Here is an 18404-nt window from a genome sequence, read left to right as displayed (position 1 = left end):
ACGCCAACCAGAGCATCCGGAGACCGCATGTACTTGAAGAGCCTGACCATCAAGGGGTTCAAGTCCTTCGCGCAGCCGACGACGTTCGCGTTCGAGCCGGGCGTGACGTGCATCGTCGGCCCGAACGGCTCCGGCAAGTCGAACGTGGTGGACGCCCTGGCCTGGGTGATGGGGGAGCAGGGGGCGAAGACCCTGCGCGGCGGCAAGATGGAGGACGTCATCTTCGCCGGCACCTCGACCCGCGGTCCGCTCGGTCGCGCCCAGGTGCTGTTGACCATCGACAACAGCGACGGCCTGCTGCCGATCGAGTACTCCGAGGTGACGATCGCGCGCACCCTGTTCCGCAACGGTGGCAGCGAGTACGCCATCAACGGCGAGAACTGCCGGCTGCTCGACGTGCAGGAACTGCTGAGCGACACCGGCCTCGGCCGTGAGATGCACGTGATCGTCGGGCAGGGGCAGCTCGACAAGGTGCTGCACGCCACCCCGGAGGACCGCCGCGGCTTCATCGAGGAGGCCGCGGGGATCCTGAAGCACCGTCGCCGCAAGGAGAAGACCCTCCGCAAGCTCGACGCGATGCAGACGAACCTGACCCGCCTGTCCGACCTGGCCGGTGAGATCCGACGGCAGCTGAAACCCCTCGGACGTCAGGCCGAGGTCGCACGCAAGGCCCAGTCGGTCGCCGCGGTCTTCCGCGACGCCAAGGCCCGCGTCCTCGCCGACGACGTGGTGCGCCTGCGCCGCGAGCTGCACGAGCACCAGGAGGTCGAGGCCGGCCGCAAGTCCGAGCGCATCGTCCTGACCGAGCGGCTCGACCAGACCCGGGTGCGCCAGCAGCACGTCGAGCAGAGCATGGTCGGCGACGACGTCGACCGCGCCCGCACCGTCGTGCACCGGCTCGAGAGCGTGCAGGAGCGCCTCCGCGGCCTGTCGAGCCTGGCGAACCAGCGCCTGATGTTCCTCGCGCAGCAGGCCGACGCTCCACAGCAGGGCCCGACCGTCACCCAGGAGCAGGTCGCCGGGGTCCGAGCCGAGGCCGACCGCCTCGCCGCTCGAGCCGACGAGATGCAGGGCGGCTCGGCGACGACCGCCCGCGCGGTGCAGGACGCCCGCGCCGCGCTGGACGCCCTGGACGAACGCATCGCCGCCCAGGCGGCCCGGGTCTCGCAGCACGACCTCGAGGCGCAGCGGCTCGCCAGCGCCGTCGACGTCGCCCGGTCGAAGCGCGGTTCCGCCGTCGCCGACCGCGAGCGGCGGGAGCGGGCACTGGCCGAGGCCGGGGAGCGTGCCGAGCGTGCCGCGGCGGCCCTCGCCGAACTCGGTGTCGACCCGTCCGAGGGGGTCGACGAGACCGCGCTCGCGCAGACACTCGAGCAGGCGCGCGCCGAGCTGGAACGGGCCCAGACCACGCGCGACGAGCAGCGCGACCGCCTCCACGCCCTCGAACGCGAGCGGGACGCCCTCGACGCCCGGGTCGCCGCGCTCGGCATGTCGATCGAGGTCCGCGACGGTTCGCAGGCCCTGATCGACGCCGGTCGCGCGGGCGTCGTCGGTCGCCTGGCCGACAGCCTGACGGTGTCGCCCGGGTTCGAGGCCGCGATCGCCACCGCCCTCGAGGGACTCGCCGACGCCGTCCTCGCCGATGACCGCGGTGCCGCGCTCGACGCCGTCGACCACGCCCGCGCTGCTGACCTCGGCCGGATCGACGTCGTCGTCGCGGACGCCGCGCCCGTCCCCGCGGCCCTGCCCGAGACCCTGCCGGCCGGCGTCCGCCGTGCCACCGACCTGGTGCAGGGACCGCCGGCGCTCGCGTCGATCCTGCGCGACACGCTGGTCGCGGAGGCCGACGACCTCGACCTGGCGGCGGTGCTCACGGCCGCCCCGCACGCCACCGTGGTCACGCGGTCCGGCGACCTCGTCCGTGCGGTCCGCGTGACCGGCGGCGGAGAGCGCGTGACCTCGCGCATCGAGCTCGTCGCGGAGCGCGACGACGCCGTGACGCGATGCGACGCGATCGCGACCGACGCCGAGGATGCGGCCACGGGCCTCCAGGCCGCACGCAGCGCCGTCGAGGACGCACGCCGCCGTGCGGACGAGGCCGACGCAGCATCCCGCGCCTACACGCGGGCGAAGGCCGAGTACGACCGCACGAGCGCATCGACGCGGGCGAAGGCGGAGAACGCCGCGGCCGAGGTCGAACGGCTGCGTGCCGCGCTGGCCGAGACCGACGGCGCCGTGGAGACCGCCGAGGCGGTGCTGGCCGAGGCCGAGTCGGCCCACCGTGCCTTCACCGAGCAGGAGCGTCCCGTGGTCGACGCCTCCGAGCGTCCCGCGCTGCAGGACGCGCTCGAGTCCGCACGTGCCGCCGAGGTCGAGCAGCGGATCCAGGTCGAGACCGTGCGCGAGCGGGTGCGCGCCGAACGGGACCGCGCCGACCAGCTCGACCGCCAGCTCGAGGCCGAGCGCGCCGCTGCCGAGGAAGCCGCGCGGCTCGCCGTCATCCGACGCGGCCAGATCCGGACCGCCGAAGCCGTCCTCGCCGACCTGCCCGGGGTGCTCGGGGCGGTCGATCGTTCGCTGGCCGAAGCCCGCGTGCAGCTGGCGACGGAAGAAGCCGAGCGGTCGAAGCGCAACACCGAGCTGCAGACGATCCGCAACGAGGAGCGCGAGCTCCGGGACCGCCTGCAGACCATCACCGACGGCGTGCACTCGCTCGAGATGGAGATCTACGAGAAGAAGCTGCACGTGTCCGGCGTCCTCGACCGGGCGCAGAGCGAGCTCGGGCTGACCGAGGCCGTCCTGGTGGCCGAGTACGGGCCGCACGTGCCGGTGCCGGTCGACGTGCTCGTGGACCCGCGGGTGCGCGCGCGGAAGCACCGCGAGGCGGAGCGCGCGGCGGCAGCCGCCGCCGAAGCCGCGGGCGTGACCGAGCCGGAGGAAGCAGCGGCAGAAGCGGGTACCGACACCGACGACGAGGCCCTCGTCGACGCCGAGTCCACCCTGCCCGGCGGCCCCGCGCTGCCCGAGTTCGACACGACCGACGAGGTCGACCCCGCCGACGTCGAGACCGTGCCCTACGTCCGCGCCGAGCAGGAGCGCCGGCTCAAGGCTGCCGAGCGCGACCTCGGACAGCTCGGCAAGGTCAACCCGCTCGCGCTCGAGGAGTTCCAGGCGCTCGAGCAGCGGCACGCGTTCCTCGCCGAGCAGCTCGAGGACCTGCAGAAGACCCGGACGGACCTGCTGACGATCATCGACGAGCTCGACACGAAGATGCAGACGATCTTCGAGTCCGCGTTCAACGACACGAAGGAAGCGTTCGACGTCATCTTCCCGATCCTGTTCCCGGGCGGCTCGGGGTCCATCAACCTGACCGACCCGACCGACCTGCTCGGCACCGGGATCGACGTGCAGGTGAAGCCCGCCGGCAAGAAGATCGACCGCCTGACCCTGCTGTCCGGCGGCGAGCGGTCCCTGGCGGCGGTGGCGCTCCTCGTCGCGATCTTCACCGCCCGGCCGTCGCCGTTCTACATCATGGACGAGGTCGAGGCGGCACTCGACGACGCCAACCTGGGCCGCCTGCTGACCGTGTTCGAGCGTCTGCGCGAGTCGTCCCAGCTCATCGTCATCACGCACCAGAAGCGGACGATGGAGATCGCCGACGCCCTGTACGGGGTGTCGATGCGGCAGGACGGCGTCTCCGCCGTCGTCGGGCAGCGGGTGCAGAAGCGCGAGCCGGCGGACGCGGTCGCGTAGGCGTCCTGGTCGCGACCTGAGTACAGACGGGAGGCGCGGTGCCAGCTGGCACCGCGCCTCCCGTTGTGTCAGGTGCGTCCGGACAGGACGCCGGGTCGCTACGCGCGACCGCGGATCGTCCGGAGCAGCCAGCCGATGACCGCCAGCAGGATGAGCACGATGCCCACCCAGAGCAGGAACTTCAGCGCACCGACGAAGATGCCGCTGAAGAGCAGGACGAGGCCGACGATGATCGCGATGATCAGCAGTGCGGGCATGAGGGTCTCCTATCCCTGGAACGAGACCGAGCAGATGCCCGGGCCGTCAGGGACGCTACTCCTCGGCGTGCCGACGCGTTCGCTCAGCCGACGAGGTTCTGCACGAACACGTGCGGCGTGAAGCCGGTGAGGTCGTTGATGCCCTCGCCCTGCCCGATGAGCTTGATCGGGATGCCGGTCTTCTCCTGCACGCTCAGCACGAAGCCGGCCTTCGCCGAGCCGTCGAGCTTCGTGATGACGAGGCCGGTCACGCCGGCGCCCTCGATGAAGGCCTGGGCCTGTGCGAGGCCGTTCTGGCCCGTCGTCGCGTCGAGGACGAGCAGGACCTCGCTGATCTCGGTCTGCTTCTCGACCACGCGCTTGATCTTGGTGAGCTCGTCCATCAGCCCGGCCTTGGTGTGCAGGCGCCCGGCGGTGTCGATGACGACGATCTCGGTCTGGTCGCGGATCGCCTTCTCGACGGTCTGGTACGCCACCGACGCCGGGTCCTGCCCGGGCTGCGACGGACGGACGACGTCGACCCCGGCACGCTGGGCCCAGGTGGCGACCTGCTCGACCGCCGCGGCGCGGAACGTGTCCGCCGCGCCGACGAGCACCGTGCGGTCGTAGGTCTTCAGGAACTTGGCGAACTTGCCGATCGTCGTGGTCTTGCCGACGCCGTTCACCCCGACGACGAGCACGACGGCGGGCCGCGCGCTGAGCTTCAGGGTGGTGTCGAGCTTCGAGAGCCGTTCCTCGAGGACCTCGCGGAGCATGCGCTGCAGGTCGGCGGGGTCGGTCGTGCCGTACCGGTCGACGCGGGCGTGCAGGTCCTCGATGATCTCCTCGGAGATGTCGGGCCCGAAGTCGGCCCCGATGAGGGCGGTCTCGAGGTCCTCCCACGTGGTCTCGTCGATCGTCTTGCGCTGGAAGAGGCCGCGCAGCCGTGAGGACAGTGACCAGGAACTCGCCATGCTCCCAGCTTAGAGCGCGGCGCATGTCCGCTGTGCCCGGTATGCTCGGGAACACGAAGGGGAGTATTCCCTCTCGGTGACCCCGTCAGTACGGTCCGGAACGATCCGGCCCCGGGGCGCCGGTCGTGCGACACCGGTTCCGGTGCGGTGCGACGGAAGAGACCTTCAGGCCTCGGCGTACCCGCACATCAGCGGCGCGCCCTACCTGAAGGAAACCGTGGACGTCCCACTCTTCGTCTGGCTCATCACCATCGCCGGCATCCTCGCGCTGCTGGTGTTCGACTTCTACTCGCACGTGCGCACCCCGCACGTGCCCCACATCCGCGAATCCGCGTTCTGGTCGGCCTTCTACATCGGGCTGGCGATCCTGTTCGGCATCGGGATCCTGGTCTTCGGCGGCGGACAGGCCGGTGGTGAGTACTTCGCCGGCTGGCTGACCGAGAAGGCGTTGTCGGTCGACAACCTCTTCGTCTTCCTCATCATCATGTCGAGCTTCGCCGTGCCGAAGGAGTTCCAGCAGAAGGTCCTGCTGGTCGGCGTCGCGATCGCGCTCGTCGCCCGCGGTGTCTTCATCGCCCTCGGCGTCACCATCATCGAGAACTTCTCGTGGGTCTTCTACCTGTTCGGTGCGCTGCTGTTCTGGCTCGCCTGGTCGCAGGCCCGCAGCGGCAACGACCACGGCAGCGAGGGCGAATCCCGGCTCATCCGGATCCTCAAGCGCATCATCCCGACCTCGGACCACTACGACGGCGACCGCCTGACCACCCGTGTCGACGGCAAGCGCCTGTTCACCCCGATGCTGCTCGTCATGGTCGCCATCGGCCTGACCGACGTGCTCTTCGCGCTCGACTCGATCCCCGCGATCTTCGGGCTGACGCAGGACGCCTTCATCGTGTTCACGGCGAACGCGTTCTCGCTGCTCGGCCTCCGGCAGCTGTACTTCCTGATCGCCGGTCTGCTCGAGCGCCTCATCTACCTGGGTCAGGGCCTGGCCGTCATCCTGGCGTTCATCGGTGTGAAGCTCGTCCTCCACGCCATGCACGTCAACGAGCTGCCCTTCATCAACGGTGGCGAGCACATCGAGTGGGCGCCGGAGATCCCGATCTGGTTCTCGCTGGGCTTCATCGCGCTGACGATCGCGGTCGCCACGACCGCGTCGCTGGTGGTCTCGAAGCGCCGCCAGGAGCGCGGGCTCACCCCGACCGGTCAGCCGAAGGAGTCGGTCGAGGCCGACGCGAAGTAGCCGTCACCACCTGACGGACCGGAGGCGCGGTGCCAGCTGGCACCGCGCCTCCCGTCTGTCTCCGTGTCGGCCGGACGCACGGGGTTTCGGCCTGAGCGACAGTTCACGTGCTCCGCAGCCCGTGAACTGTCGCCCAGCGCGAAACGCCGGCCGCGCCGCGCGCGCCGCGCGCGCGGCGCGCGTCAGACGGCCTGGCGACCAGGGGTCGCGTCGAGCAGGTGGGCCAGGTGCTCGGGCACCGAGCCGCCGCGAGCCACCGTCGCCCGCGCCCACAGTCGGCCCGCCCGGTAGGACGACCGGACCAGCGGTCCGGCGAGCACCCCGGCGAAGCCCATCTGCTCGGCGACCTCGCGGAGCTCGACGAACTCCGCAGGGCTGACCCAGCGCGCGACCGGCAGGTGCCGCGGCGACGGGCGGAGGTACTGCGTCAGCGTGATGATGTCCGTGCCCGCGTCGAACAGGCGCTGCAGGGCGTCCTCGATCTCGATGCGTTCCTCGCCCATGCCGAGGATCAGGTTCGACTTCGTCACGAGCCCGGCGTCGCGGCCCTGGGTGATGACGTCGAGGGACCGTTCGAACGTGAAGGCCGGGCGGATGCGCTTGAAGATCCGCGGAACGGTCTCGACGTTGTGCGCGAAGACCTCGGGGCGGGCGTCGAACACCTGGCCGAGCTGGTCGGGCCGACCGTTGAAGTCCGGCACCAGGATCTCGACGCCGGTGCCGGGGGAGTGCTCGTGGATCGCTCGGATGGTCTCGGCGTAGAGCCACGATCCGCCGTCGGGCAGGTCGTCGCGCGCGACGCCGGTCACGGTCGCGTACTTCAGGCCCATCTCCGCGACGGAGTCCGCGACCCGGCGGGGCTCGTCGCGGTCGAGCGGCTCCGGCTTGCCGGTGTCGATCTGGCAGAAGTCGCAGCGTCGGGTGCACTGCGAGCCGCCAATCAGGAAGGTGGCTTCGCGGTCCTCCCAGCACTCGAAGATGTTCGGGCAGCCGGCCTCCTGACAGACGGTGTGCAGCTGCTTGTCACGCACCAGTCCGGACAGCTCGCGGAACTCCGGGCCCTGCGTGGCACGGGTCTTGATCCACGCGGGCTTCGTCTCGATCGGGGTCTCGGCGTTCCGGGCCTCGACCCGGAGCATGCGGCGGCCTTCGGGGGCGAGGGTCATACGAGGGTCTCCTGTCGGGCGGTCGCGGTGCTGGTGCTCGTGCTGGTGCTGGGGGCCATCGTGCTGATCCGGCGGCCGCTGTGCATGCCGTCGACGGCCTGCTGGACGCCGTGCGCGACCACGGGTGCGAGGACGTCGACGGTCACGGGAGCGAGCCCCGCGTGCGCCGCCGCGGCGCTCAGCGTCGTGACCCCGGCGTCCGCGATGCCGCACGGGACGATCGCGGCGTAGGCGTCGAGGGCGTTGTCGCAGTTGATCGCGATGCCGTGGCTCGTCACGCCCTCGGCGACGTGCAGCCCGATGGCCCCGACCTTGGCGGCGGGCGAGCCGTTCGTGCCCGGCACCCAGGCGCCGCTGCGACCCTCGACCCGTTCGGCGTGCACCCCGACGGCGGCCGCGGCGTCGATGACCACCTGCTCCAGGTCGCGCACCCACGCGACGACGTCGAGTGGTTCGGCGAGCCGGACGATCGGGTAGGCGACCAGCTGCCCCGGGCCGTGCCAGGTGATGCGTCCGCCGCGGTCGGTGTCGACGACCGGGGCGCCGTTCGTCGGCAGGTCGGAGCGTTCGGTGCGGCGGCCGGCGGTGTACACGGACGGGTGCTCGCACAGCACGAGGGCCCCGGGGGAACGGCCGGCGACGACGTCGGCGTGCAGGTCCCGCTGCAGGGCGAGGCCGTCCGCGTAGTCGAGCAGGCCGTGGTGGCGGACGATCGCGAGTTCCGGCATGCGGCGAGCGTACGACAGTTTCTGGACCGGGTCCAACAACGTTGTGCTCGACCTCCACAACGGTTGCGACGGTGGGGCTCGGCGCACCGGTCTGACTGACCGAGGGCGTCCTCCTGCGGTGAACGGACCGGTGGTGGCGGCGGGAGCCTTGTAGAATCGACGGATCATGGCGCAATTCGGTTCACTCTCCGATCGGCTGACCGAGACCTTCCGCAATCTGCGGAGCAAGGGTCGGCTGACTCCGTCCGACGTCGACGGCACCGTCCGCGAGATCCGGCGGGCGCTCCTCGACGCCGACGTCGCGCTCGAGGTCGTCAAGGCGTTCACCGCATCGGTGCGCGAGCGTGCCCTCTCCGACGAGGTCAACAAGGCGCTCAACCCGGCGCAGCAGGTCGTCCAGATCGTCAACGAGGAACTCGTCGGCATCCTGGGCGGGCAGCAGCGGCGGCTCGAGTTCGCGAAGAAGCCGCCGACGGTCATCATGCTCGCGGGTCTGCAGGGTGCCGGTAAGACGACCCTGGCCGGCAAGCTCGGCAAGTGGCTCAAGAAGGACGGCCACACCCCGATGCTCGTCGCGGCGGACCTCCAGCGTCCGAACGCCGTGCAGCAGCTGCAGGTCGTCGGCGAGCAGGCCGGCGTGCACGTCTTCGCGCCCGAGCCCGGCAACGGTGTCGGCGACCCGGTCAAGGTGGCCAAGAACGCCATCAAGGCCGCGATCGACCAGCAGTACGACACCGTCATCGTCGACACCGCCGGTCGACTCGGTGTCGACGCCGAGCTGATGAAGCAGGCCGCGAACATCCGCAAGGCCGTCGACCCGGACGAGGTCCTGTTCGTCATCGACGCGATGATCGGTCAGGACGCCGTCAACACGGCCCGTGCGTTCCAGGAAGGCGTCGACTTCACCGGTGTCGTGCTCTCGAAGCTCGACGGTGACGCCCGTGGTGGTGCTGCCCTGTCGGTGGCCAGCGTGACCGGCCGCCCGATCATGTTCGCGTCGACGGGTGAGTCGCTCGACGACTTCGAGCCGTTCCACCCGGACCGCATGGCGAGCCGCATCCTCGACCTCGGTGACATCCTGTCGCTCATCGAGCAGGCGCAGGGTGCCTTCGACGAGGAAGAGGCACGCAAGGTCGCGGACAAGATCGCGACCGACAACTTCACGCTGAACGACTTCCTGCAGCAGATGCAGCAGCTCCGCAAGGCCGGCTCCATCAAGGGCATGCTCGGCATGCTCCCGGGAGCCAAGGGCATGCGCGAGGCGCTCGACAACTTCGACGAGCGCGAGATCGTCCGCACCGAGGCGATCATCCAGTCGATGACGCCCCAGGAGCGCGAGCTCCCGAAGCTCCTGAACGGTTCGCGTCGTCTGCGCATCGCGCGCGGTGCCGGATCGACGGTCACCGAGGTCAACGCCCTGGTCAACCGCTTCGAGCAGGCCGCCAAGATGATGAAGACCGTCGCCCGCGGTGGCGTGCCGCAGATGCCGGGCATGGGTCCGATCCCGGGCATGCACGGCGGCAAGAAGCAGCAGCAGGGCGGCAAGAAGAAGTCGAAGGTGGGCAACCCGGCGAAGCGCGCGGCCTTGGCTGCCGGCGCGGCGGCTGCGCCGCAGCAGGCCCCGCAGGGGTCCGGCCTCGGCCTCGGGGGCGCCAAGGGCGGCAAGGCACCGACCGAGGAAGAGCTCGCGTCGCTGCAGAAGTTCCTGGGTCGCTGACGCGGCTCGCGATCGCGACCACCTGACGGACGGGAGGCCCGGTGCCAGCTGGCACCGGGCCTCCCGTCCGTCACTCAGCGCTTGGACTTCTTGAGGTACGCCCGCAGGTCGGCGTACGTCCCGTCGTCCTCGCCGAACAGGAAGACGCTCCGAGCCGTCTCGAGCCAGGCGCTCGTGGAGGGCCGGACCTCACTCAGGGCGGCGAGCAGATCCGGCATCCCGATGAGCCGTGCAGTGCCCGTCGTGATGCTGTCCATGAGCGCGTGCTCGGCGGCGACCTCGCACACGTAGGCGATGTCCGCACCGGAGAATACCTCGGTCCGCTTCGCGAGCGCTGCGGGGTCGATGCCCTCGACCGGTCGATCGCGGAGGTGCCCGCGGAAGATCGCTTCACGTGCCGGGGTGTCCGGCGGCAGGACGAGCACCGTCCGGTCCAGCCGACCCGGACGACGGAGCGCGGGGTCGACGTCCCACGGCTGGTTCGTCGCAGCCAGCACGAACACGCCCTCGTTCCCGCCGTCGACGCCGTCGAGTTCGGTGAGCAGCTGGTTCACCATCCCGCGCACGTGCGAGCTGCGGGTCTGGCTCCGTCGCTGGCCGAGCGCGTCGATCTCGTCGAAGAACACCACGCACGGTGCCGCAGCGCGTGCGGCCTCGAAGACCGCCCTGATGTTCTGCTCGCTCGCGCCGAGGTAGGGGTCGAGGACGTCGGTGATGGAGACGCTCATGAAGCGTGCGCCGAGCTCGCCGGCGACGGCACGGGCGATGAACGTCTTCCCGCACCCCGGAGGGCCGTACAGCAGCAGACCGCCACGGAGGCTCTTGCCGTACAACGCTCGGAGCTCGGGGTTCGCGAGTGGGGCGAGGAACGCGACGGTGAGCCGCTGCTTCACGGCCTCCATCCCGCCCACGTCCCCGAACCGGACCTCCGACGGCTCGACCGAGAACGCCGACGGCAGGTCCGGGTCGGGAGTCGAGTCCTCGACGAAGGACGGTTCGACGATGTGCTCGACCTGCTGTTCCGCCGCGTGCCAGTCGAAGTCGGACGGCGCACCAGCGGTGGGAGCGTCGGTCGGTGCGTCCGCGGGGAGTGCCGTGCCGGCGCGCGGGCGCAGCACCGCGAGCATGAGGGCGCCCGCCGCATCGTCGGTCGGTGCGATGGCGAGTGCGGCCGCCGCTTCGGCGGTCGCCTCGGCCGGACGTCCGGCTTCGAGGAGCAGACGACCGAGGTGGACACGCAGTGCGACGTCGTGGGGCGCGCTGTCGACGGCGCGTCGGAGCGCGTCGATCACCGGGTCGTCGTGAACCGGGTCATCGTTCATCGGGAGTCCTCTCGGAGCGGTCGGTTCGGTGGTGTCGCGCGACGCGGCGGTGGTGCGGTTCGGTCGTGGAGGTGAGCGCGTCGCGCGGACGTCCGGCCGGGCGCAGTTCGGTCGCCACGGCGAGCCCGTCACCCGTCGTCATCGTCGTCCTCGTGCACCGGTGGGCGGGTCCTCGGGAAGGCGCGCAGGATGCGCTTGATCAGCACGGAGGCGATGACGACCCCGACGAGCACGAGACCCTGTGCGACGAGGGCGACGACCGGTGGGAGGAACAGCCCGGTCACGGAGATCGCGGTCGCGACACCGAGCACCAGCGCCGCGAGTCCCCAACCCGGTACCGCTCGTCGAGCGACCGAGAGGAGGAAGGCGAGGCGAGGCCGTGCCTCGGAGGTGAACCGGAGGGCGATGAAGGCGATCACGGCGAGGGCGATCACCGGCGGGAAGGTGGTCGCCCAGCGCTCCATCGCCGGATCCCCGCTGTCGATCGTCGCCAGGAACTCGAAGCCGGTGAACACTGCGGCGCCGCCGAGGGCCACCCCGATCCGGCCGAGTGGGTTGACGACGCCGACCATGAGGTTCCGCAGTGCTGTGGCGTCCGTCGGGTTCGTCGACAGGATGCCCGCGAAGACCAGCGCGGACTCGCTCTCGTGGCCACGCCGGAGCCGTGACACCGCCAGGTTGTGCCGTGCCCCTCGGTCCTCCGGAGCGAGCGCGAGCCCCCGGCGGTACGCGTCCTGCGCTTCCCGTTGCCGTCCGACGGCGAGCAGGAGGTCGCCGTGCTGGCGGTGCACGAACGGTTCGGTGGGAGCCAAACGGACGGCCTCGAAGCTCGCCCGCATCGCCTCCAGGCGGTTCTGCTCGCCGAGCCAGAGGGCATCGACTCGCGCAGCGTGCGCCTGCCACGAGCCCGGGTCGGCGGCGACCGAACGGCGGGCGGCCTCGACGGCTCCGATCCGGTCCCCAGAGCGGAGCAGGGCGGTCGACAGCACACGGAGGGAGGTGCTGTCACCCGGCGCGAGAGCGACCGCTCGTCGAGCAGCGTCGCACGCCGCGTCCGGCTGGTCGAGCGCGAGCAGCGCCAGGGCACGCACGCGCTGTCCGGCGATCGATTCGCCTTCGTCGTGTTCCGCCGCCGTGACCTCGGCGAGTGCCTGTTCCGGCCGGCCGGCGTCGACGAGCGCGCCGGCACGGATCACCGTCGCCGGTCCGCGCTGTGCTGCCTCCCCCGCCACAGGGGAACTGTAGCGTTCGCCGTGGACTGCCGGTGCCCCCAGGACGGGAGGCCCGGTGCCAGCTGGCACCGGGCCTCCCGTCCGTCGTCCGGTCGCGTCGCGACGTTCCTTCCCATCGCACGCGCGATGGAAAGTGAAATCGGGCGTACCTGGTCGAACGAAACGACGAGGTACGCCCGATTCGACCCGGTACGCCCGATTCGGCCGGGTACGCCCGATTCGGCCGGGTACGCCCGATTCGGCCGAGTATGCCCGATTCGGCCGGGTACGCCCGATCCGGGCCGGTCGCGGCTAGAGCGCGTCGCGGAACTCGGTGACCAGGTGGCGGACCACGGCGCGCAGGTCGCCGCCGTTCTCCTGCGCGACCCGCAGCTGCCGCTGGTACGAGGCGCCGCGCTCGATCATCGTGTCGAGGTGGTGGAGCTCGTCGAGGCAGCCGAGCCGTTCGGCGATCGGGTCGAGCCGCTGCACCAGGTCGTGCACCTCGTCGGTCACGAGCCGCTCGTCGCCGGCGACGTTCGTGATGATCTCGGCCTCCATGCCGTAGCGGGCCGCGCGCCACTTGTTCTCGCGGATGAACCACGGCTGCATGGTGGGCAGGGTCTCACCGGCGTCGAGCCGGTCCGAGCAGGCGGTGACCAGGCACTGCACGAGCGCGGTGACGGCGCCGACCTCGTGCAGGGTCGAGATGCCGTCGGACACCCGGTTCTCGAGGGTGCCCCAGCCCGGTGACGGTCGGATGTCCCAGCGCAGGTCCTTCACGCCGTCGATGACGCCGGTGTGCGTGAGGTCGCCGACGACCTCTTCGAAGTTCGCCCAGGCGCCGAGCTGCGGCGGGAGTCCGCCGGTCGGGAGCTGCTGGAACATGAGGGCGCGGTTCGAGGCGTACCCGGTGTCGGTGCCACCCCAGAACGGGCTCGACGCGGTGAACGCCTGCAGGTGCGGGACGTAGGCGAGCATCGCGTTCATGATCGGGACCGCCTTGTCGCGGTCCTCGATGCCGACGTGCACGTGCACGCCCCAGATGAGCATCTGGCGTCCCCACCAGCGGGTGCGGTCGATCAGGGTCGTGTAGTGCTCGCTGTCCGGGGTGATCTCCTGCTGGTCCCACACCGCGAACGGGTGCGTTCCCGAGCACATCACCTGGGCGTCGAGCGGTTCGGCGGCGTCGATGACCTCGCCGATGATGCCGGACAGCTCGCTCGTCGCAGCCCCCACGCGGTCGTGGACGCTCGAGACGACCTCGACCGTGTTGGTCAGCAGCTCCTCGGTGACGCGGTCGTGGTCACCGAGCCGCTCGTGCACGGCGGCGATGACGGCGGGGGCACGGGGCGCGAGGTCGCCGGTCGCCCGGTCGACCAGGGGGAGTTCCCACTCGACGCCGATGGTCGACGGGCGGGACTCGGTGAAGCGGATGTCCATGCCGTCCATCCTGCCCGGGTCCTTGTCGGACACGCACAACGAAGCGGTGTCCCGATCGTGCGGATCGTCCTGCAACTAGTTCCACTCCGGGCGTACCGTTGAAATGTTCCTACAGGGAAGAGGTACGCATGCAGTTGGTGGTGCGCGGGACGAACGCCCCGCTCGTCGGAGAACTCGACATCCCGGTCTCGAAGTACCACGCGCACCGCGCGCTGGTGCTCGCGTCGCTCGCGAAGGGGACGAGTGTCGTCTCCGGGGTCAGCGCGACGCGACAGGTGGAGTGGACCGTGGGCACGCTCCGCGCGCTCGGCGTCGACGTCAAGCGTCGTGGGAACGCGTACCACGTGACCGGACTGGGCGGCCGGTACCAGGCGACCGACGTCGTGGACCACGGGTCACGGGGTGCCGACGGACTGCTCAACATGGGTTCCTCGGGCACCACGCTCTACTTCATGACCGGGCTCGCCTCGCTGGCCGACCGCCCGATGACCCTGTCCGGCATGAAGTACTTCCAGCGCCGCCCGATCAAGGCGCTGCTCACCTCGCTGACGCAGATGGGGGTGGAACTCGAGGCGACGAACGACTGCCCGCCCGTCACGGTGCAGCCGAGGCGTCCGCGTGGCGGCGACGTGACGATCGCCGGCACCCTGTCGCAGTGGGTGTCCGGGCTGCTGCTGGTGGCACCGTTCGCCGAGCACGAGACCCGGATCCACATCACCGGCGGGCGGCTCAACGAGCAGCCCTACGTCGAGCTCACCGTGCGGATGATGCGGCAGTTCGGCCTGACGGTGGAGGTCTCCGACGACTGGCTCGAGTACCGGATCCCGGCGGGCCAGCAGGCCACCCCGCACGACTACGTGATCCCGCCCGACATCGGCTCCGCAGCGTTCGGCATCGCGGCGGCCGGCACCCGTCAGTCGAACGTGCTGCTGCGCGGCATGACGGCCACGACGACGGCCGAGACGGACCACCCGGAGAGCGAGTTCCTGGACCTCGCGACCGCGATGGGTGTCCCGATGCGGATCGACGAGGAGACCGGCTTCGTCCGGATCGAGCACGACGGGTCCCCGCTCCGGCCGCTCGACGTCGACTGCCGTCCGATCCCGGACCTGCTGCCAGTGCTGTCGACGATGGCCACCTTCGCCGAGGGGACCAGCCGACTGTGGAACGTGGCCCACATCCGGCTGAAGGAATCCGACCGGGTCGCGGCGATGCTCCAGCTGAACCGGATGGGCGGCCGCGCCGAGCAGGGCGCGGACGAGCTGCGGGTCACCGGCGTCGGCGCGGCCGGGTTGCACGGTGCGCCGATGTCCTCGTTCAACGACCACCGCGTGCTGATGTCCCTCGCGGTCGCGGCGTCGGGTGCCGACGGGGTGTCCGGCCTGACCTACCCGCGTGCCTACCGGATCTCCTACCCGACGTTCCTCGAGGCGATGAACTCCGTCGGGCTCGACATGTCCGTCGGCGACCGGCTCGCAGCCCAGGTGGCGCGGGACGACCGGATCGACGCCGCAGAGGCCGACGGGGTCCGCACGCACCTGGGCACGCCTCCGGTCGGCACGGCCACCGCGGACGTCGAGACGTCGACGGTGCCGGAGCCCGCCGACCGACTGGGCGGCCAGCCGGTCGGCCAGCCGGTTGCCCAGGGCGCCGCGCAGCCTGCCGCCGCGCAGCCCACCGCCCCGCGGCCCGCCGTCGCCGTGCCCGAGCTCGCCGGCGTCGACGCCGACCCGCTCGTCCTGAGCGAGCGGGTCCGCGCGCTGTCGCAGACCGACCCCGACGGCCTGGCCGTGATCGAGGTCGGCGGTGCGACCCCCGCGAACACCACGTGGAAGGAGCTGCAGGACGAGGCGGACCGGGTCTCCGCCCTGTTGCTCGAACTCGGCGTGCGCACCGGTGAATCCGTCGCGATGCAGCTGCCGAACTGGCGCGAGTTCGTGTCGATCACCCTCGGTGCGATCCAGATCGGTGCCGTCGCGACCCCGATCATGCCGGTGTTCGGTCCCCGCGAGACCACGATGACGCTGGCTCGTTCGAAGGCCCGCGTGGTGTTCCTGCCGAACGTGTTCCGGAAGCGCCGTCCCGCGCTCGAACTCCTCGACGTGATCGACGAGGCCGCCGCGCAGGACCGCCGCCTTGCGCTCGAGCACGTCATCGTGCTCCGCGCCGAGGCCCGCGGGCAGGGGGACACCCCGACGAACCAGCCGCCGCTGCCCGCCGACGCCCTGGAGCGGGTCGTGGCGAGCGACTGGCACTGGCGCTACTTCGAGAACGCCCTCGCCGCCGTGCACGTCGACGTCGACGAGATCGCGTCGCACGCTCCCGGGCCGGACGACGTCTGCCAGCTGCTCTTCACCTCCGGCACCACGGGGGAGCCGAAGGGCGTGCAGCACCCGCACCGCACGCTCGGGCTCGCGACCGCCATGCACGTGGCGCAGTCCGGTCTGACCAGCGCCGACCGCATCTACATCCCGTCCCCGCTCGCCCACCAGACCGGGTTCCTGTACGGCATGCTGCTGGCGTTCCGGCTCGGTGCGCCGCAGGTCATCCAGCCGGTGTGGGACGGCCGGGTCGCACTCGAGCAGGCGTTCGGCGTCGCCCGGGCGTCCTTCGTGCAGTGCGCGACGCCGTTCCTGACCGACCTCGTCGACCTGGTCGAGGCCGGTGCTCCGCAGCCCGAGTCGCTCCGGATCTTCGTGCCGACGGGCGCCGCGGTGCCCCGTGCACTGGCCCAGCGAGCGAGCACGGTGCTCGGCAGTGCGATCCTCGGCGCCTTCGGCACGAGCGAGACGTGTCTCGGGGCCCTGTCCAGCCCGAGCGACGATCCCGCCGACGCGTACGGCCACGACGGCCGGGCGCTGCCGGGCATCGCGATCCGCGTCGTCGACGACGCGGGGATCGAGCTGCCCGCCGGTACCGAGGGCAACTTCGAGCTGCACTCGCCGACGATGTTCGCGGGCTACCTCGACCGCCCGGACCTGACCGACGACGTGTTCACCGCGGACGGCTGGTACCGCACCGGCGACCTGGCGAAGGTCGACGAGAAGGGCTTCCTGTCGATCACCGGACGCGTGAAGGACGTCATCAACCGCGGCGGCGAGAAGATCCCCGTCGTCGAGATCGAGAACCTGCTGTACCAGCACCCGCTGGTCACGGACGTCGCGATCGTGGCGATGCCGGACGAGCGGCTCGGTGAGCGTGCCTGCGCCTGGGTCGTGAACGCCCGCGCGGACGAGCCGCTCGACTTCGCCGGGATGCAGCAGTACCTCGACACGGCCGGCGTGAGCAAGTACTACTGGCCGGAACGACTCGAGTACACCACCGAGCTGCCGCGCAACGCGGTCGGCAAGGTCCAGAAGAACATCCTGCGCGAGCAGGCGGCCGCGCTCGTCGCGACGAAGGAGAACGAGACACGATGACGACCGTCGAGCAGACGAGCACGGGCTTCGACGAAGCCGCCTTCCAGCAGCTCAAGGCCGAGGTCACCGAGTGGGTCCGCGGCCCCGGCGAGGAGTGGGCGGACGAGATCGAGCGCACCGGCCGGGTCGCTCCGGAGCTGTTCCAGGAGCTCAAGGAGAACGGGTGGCTCAGCCTCGCCGCCCCGACGGAGCTCGGCGGACGGGCGATCCCCTTCTCGCGGTACCTCGAGATCATGGAGGTCATCTCCCGCTCGCACGCTTCCATCCGCATGCTCGTGCACGTCATCAACGGCACCTGGCGCGCGATGGCCCCCTACGCGACGCCGGAGCAGATCGAGCAGGTCGTCAAGCCTTCCGTCGCCGGTGACACGCTCGTCGCGTTCACCCTGACCGAGGCCACCGCGGGCACCGGAGCGGACATCCGCACGACGGTCCGACGCGAGGGCGACACCTACGTGATGAACGGCGAGAAGCACCTCATCACCTTCGGGGTCAAGGCCGACCACTGGCTCATCGCCGCTCGGCTGGAGGGCACCACCGGCCAGGACGGCACGGTCGCGTTCCTGATGCCGAACAGCGGGCTGCCGGGTGCCGAGGTGATCGACGACTCCGACACCATGGGCATCCGTGGCACCGACCACGCGATCCTGCGGTTCACCGAGACCCCGATCCCCGCCAGTGCCCGCCTGGGCGACGAAGGCCAGGGCCTCGAGGTCGCGCTCGGCGGCTTCCTGCTGCCGAGCCGGGTGTCCGTCGCGATGAGCGCCGTCGGGCTCGCCGAGCGGGCGAACGAGCTCGCCGTCGAGTACGCGAACAAGCGCGAGACGTTCGGCAAGCGGCTCTCCAGCCGCCAGGCGATCCAGTTCTACCTGGCCGAGAACTACGCCGACATCGCCGCGGCACGCGCCCTGGTGCTCGAGGCCGCGCGCGCGTACGAGGAGGACCGTCCCGACGCCGGCACCCTCTCCAGCGCGTCGAAGATGATCGCCGTCGACATGCTCGCCCGCGTCACCGACAAGGCCCTGCAGGTGCACGGCGGTCAGGGCTACTGGAAGCGCAACGCCATCGAGCGCGTCTACCGCGACGCACGCGCGCAGCGCTTCGAAGAGGGCACCAACGAGATCCAGAAACTGATCGTCGGCCGCGCCGTCGTCACCGGCCAGGCCGGGTTCTAGACCGCAACCCAGTACCG

At 71.0% G+C, this 18404-nt stretch carries 12 protein-coding genes; 5 read left to right on the top strand and 7 right to left on the bottom strand.

What is annotated here, in order from left to right:
• The first annotated feature begins 27 nt into the window (after positions 1-27).
• Positions 28-3753 (top strand): AAA family ATPase, encoded by a 3726-nt coding sequence (locus DEJ35_RS04595; protein ID WP_111192136.1) that lies wholly within the window; start codon positions 28-30, stop codon positions 3751-3753.
• A 98-nt stretch (positions 3754-3851) separates the two neighbouring features.
• On the opposite strand, the gene DEJ35_RS17185 is transcribed toward DEJ35_RS04595, so the two are convergent.
• Together DEJ35_RS17185 and ftsY are read right to left on the bottom strand one after the other, a co-directional pair.
• Positions 3852-4010, bottom strand: a complete 159-nt coding sequence (locus DEJ35_RS17185) for a hypothetical protein (protein ID WP_171907827.1) — start codon at positions 4008-4010, stop codon at positions 3852-3854.
• A gap of 83 nt (positions 4011-4093) precedes the next feature.
• On the bottom strand, positions 4094-4963 hold the full coding sequence (gene ftsY / locus DEJ35_RS04590) for a signal recognition particle-docking protein FtsY (protein WP_027465892.1): 870 nt from the start codon (positions 4961-4963) through the stop codon (positions 4094-4096).
• A 217-nt stretch (positions 4964-5180) separates the two neighbouring features.
• Here ftsY and DEJ35_RS04585 point away from each other — a divergent pair, with 217 nt between their 5' ends.
• Positions 5181-6206 (top strand): TerC family protein, encoded by a 1026-nt coding sequence (locus tag DEJ35_RS04585; RefSeq protein WP_111192135.1) that lies wholly within the window; start codon positions 5181-5183, stop codon positions 6204-6206.
• 182 nt (positions 6207-6388) lie between these two features.
• Here the strand turns inward: DEJ35_RS04585 and lipA are convergent, their stop codons facing one another.
• Both lipA and lipB read right to left on the bottom strand, forming a co-directional pair.
• The gene (lipA, locus tag DEJ35_RS04580; protein ID WP_110859105.1) at positions 6389-7372 is read right to left on the bottom strand and encodes a lipoyl synthase; all 984 of its coding nucleotides are present in this window, start codon (positions 7370-7372) and stop codon (positions 6389-6391) included.
• A complete protein-coding gene (gene lipB, locus DEJ35_RS04575) occupies positions 7369-8100 on the bottom strand; it encodes a lipoyl(octanoyl) transferase LipB (protein WP_111192148.1) in 732 nt (243 codons plus the stop codon). The genes lipA and lipB overlap by 4 nt, the downstream gene beginning before the upstream one ends.
• 166 nt (positions 8101-8266) lie before the next feature.
• Here lipB and ffh point away from each other — a divergent pair, with 166 nt between their 5' ends.
• Positions 8267-9817, top strand: a complete 1551-nt coding sequence (ffh, locus tag DEJ35_RS04570) for a signal recognition particle protein (protein ID WP_110859103.1) — start codon at positions 8267-8269, stop codon at positions 9815-9817.
• Between the two features lie 74 nt (positions 9818-9891).
• On the opposite strand, the gene DEJ35_RS04565 is transcribed toward ffh, so the two are convergent.
• The 3 genes from DEJ35_RS04565 to DEJ35_RS04555 form a co-directional block, all read right to left on the bottom strand.
• The gene (locus tag DEJ35_RS04565) at positions 9892-11139 is read right to left on the bottom strand and encodes a 26S protease regulatory subunit (protein ID WP_111192134.1); all 1248 of its coding nucleotides are present in this window, start codon (positions 11137-11139) and stop codon (positions 9892-9894) included.
• Positions 11140-11267: 128 nt separating this feature from the next.
• On the bottom strand, positions 11268-12371 hold the full coding sequence (locus tag DEJ35_RS04560; RefSeq protein ID WP_146244744.1) for a tetratricopeptide repeat protein: 1104 nt from the start codon (positions 12369-12371) through the stop codon (positions 11268-11270).
• Between the two features lie 291 nt (positions 12372-12662).
• Positions 12663-13802, bottom strand: coding sequence for a glutamate--cysteine ligase (locus DEJ35_RS04555; protein ID WP_181435509.1), 1140 nt, complete (start codon positions 13800-13802; stop codon positions 12663-12665).
• Positions 13803-13921: 119 nt separating this feature from the next.
• Between DEJ35_RS04555 and aroA the strand changes: the two genes are divergently transcribed.
• Together aroA and DEJ35_RS04545 are read left to right on the top strand one after the other, a co-directional pair.
• Positions 13922-17212 (top strand): 3-phosphoshikimate 1-carboxyvinyltransferase, encoded by a 3291-nt coding sequence (gene aroA, locus DEJ35_RS04550; RefSeq protein WP_111192132.1) that lies wholly within the window; start codon positions 13922-13924, stop codon positions 17210-17212.
• The gene (locus DEJ35_RS04545; RefSeq protein ID WP_110859099.1) at positions 17209-18387 is read left to right on the top strand and encodes an acyl-CoA dehydrogenase family protein; all 1179 of its coding nucleotides are present in this window, start codon (positions 17209-17211) and stop codon (positions 18385-18387) included. Before aroA ends, DEJ35_RS04545 begins: the two co-directional genes overlap by 4 nt.
• Positions 18388-18404 lie beyond the last annotated feature (17 nt).

Source organism: Curtobacterium sp. MCPF17_051 (genome assembly GCF_003234595.1).
GTDB lineage: Bacteria > Actinomycetota > Actinomycetes > Actinomycetales > Microbacteriaceae > Curtobacterium > Curtobacterium flaccumfaciens.
The sequence above is the reverse complement of the archived record's forward strand: the minus strand, read 5'-3'. Positions and strand labels throughout refer to the sequence as shown.

Bases quoted from the DNA above. Each gene is read 5' to 3' on its own strand.
- lipA (WP_110859105.1), bottom strand. From the start codon at position 7,372: ATGACCCTCGCCCCCGAAGGCCGCCGCATGCTCCGGGTCGAGGCCCGG.
- DEJ35_RS04545 (WP_110859099.1), top strand. From the start codon at position 17,209: ATGACGACCGTCGAGCAGACGAGCACGGGCTTCGACGAAGCCGCCTTC.
- ftsY (WP_027465892.1), bottom strand. From the start codon at position 4,963: ATGGCGAGTTCCTGGTCACTGTCCTCACGGCTGCGCGGCCTCTTCCAG.
- DEJ35_RS17185 (WP_171907827.1), bottom strand. From the start codon at position 4,010: ATGCCCGCACTGCTGATCATCGCGATCATCGTCGGCCTCGTCCTGCTC.
- DEJ35_RS04565 (WP_111192134.1), bottom strand. From the start codon at position 11,139: ATGAACGATGACCCGGTTCACGACGACCCGGTGATCGACGCGCTCCGA.
- aroA (WP_111192132.1), top strand. From the start codon at position 13,922: ATGCAGTTGGTGGTGCGCGGGACGAACGCCCCGCTCGTCGGAGAACTC.
- ffh (WP_110859103.1), top strand. From the start codon at position 8,267: ATGGCGCAATTCGGTTCACTCTCCGATCGGCTGACCGAGACCTTCCGC.
- lipB (WP_111192148.1), bottom strand. From the start codon at position 8,100: ATGCCGGAACTCGCGATCGTCCGCCACCACGGCCTGCTCGACTACGCG.
- DEJ35_RS04555 (WP_181435509.1), bottom strand. From the start codon at position 13,802: ATGGACGGCATGGACATCCGCTTCACCGAGTCCCGCCCGTCGACCATC.
- DEJ35_RS04595 (WP_111192136.1), top strand. From the start codon at position 28: ATGTACTTGAAGAGCCTGACCATCAAGGGGTTCAAGTCCTTCGCGCAG.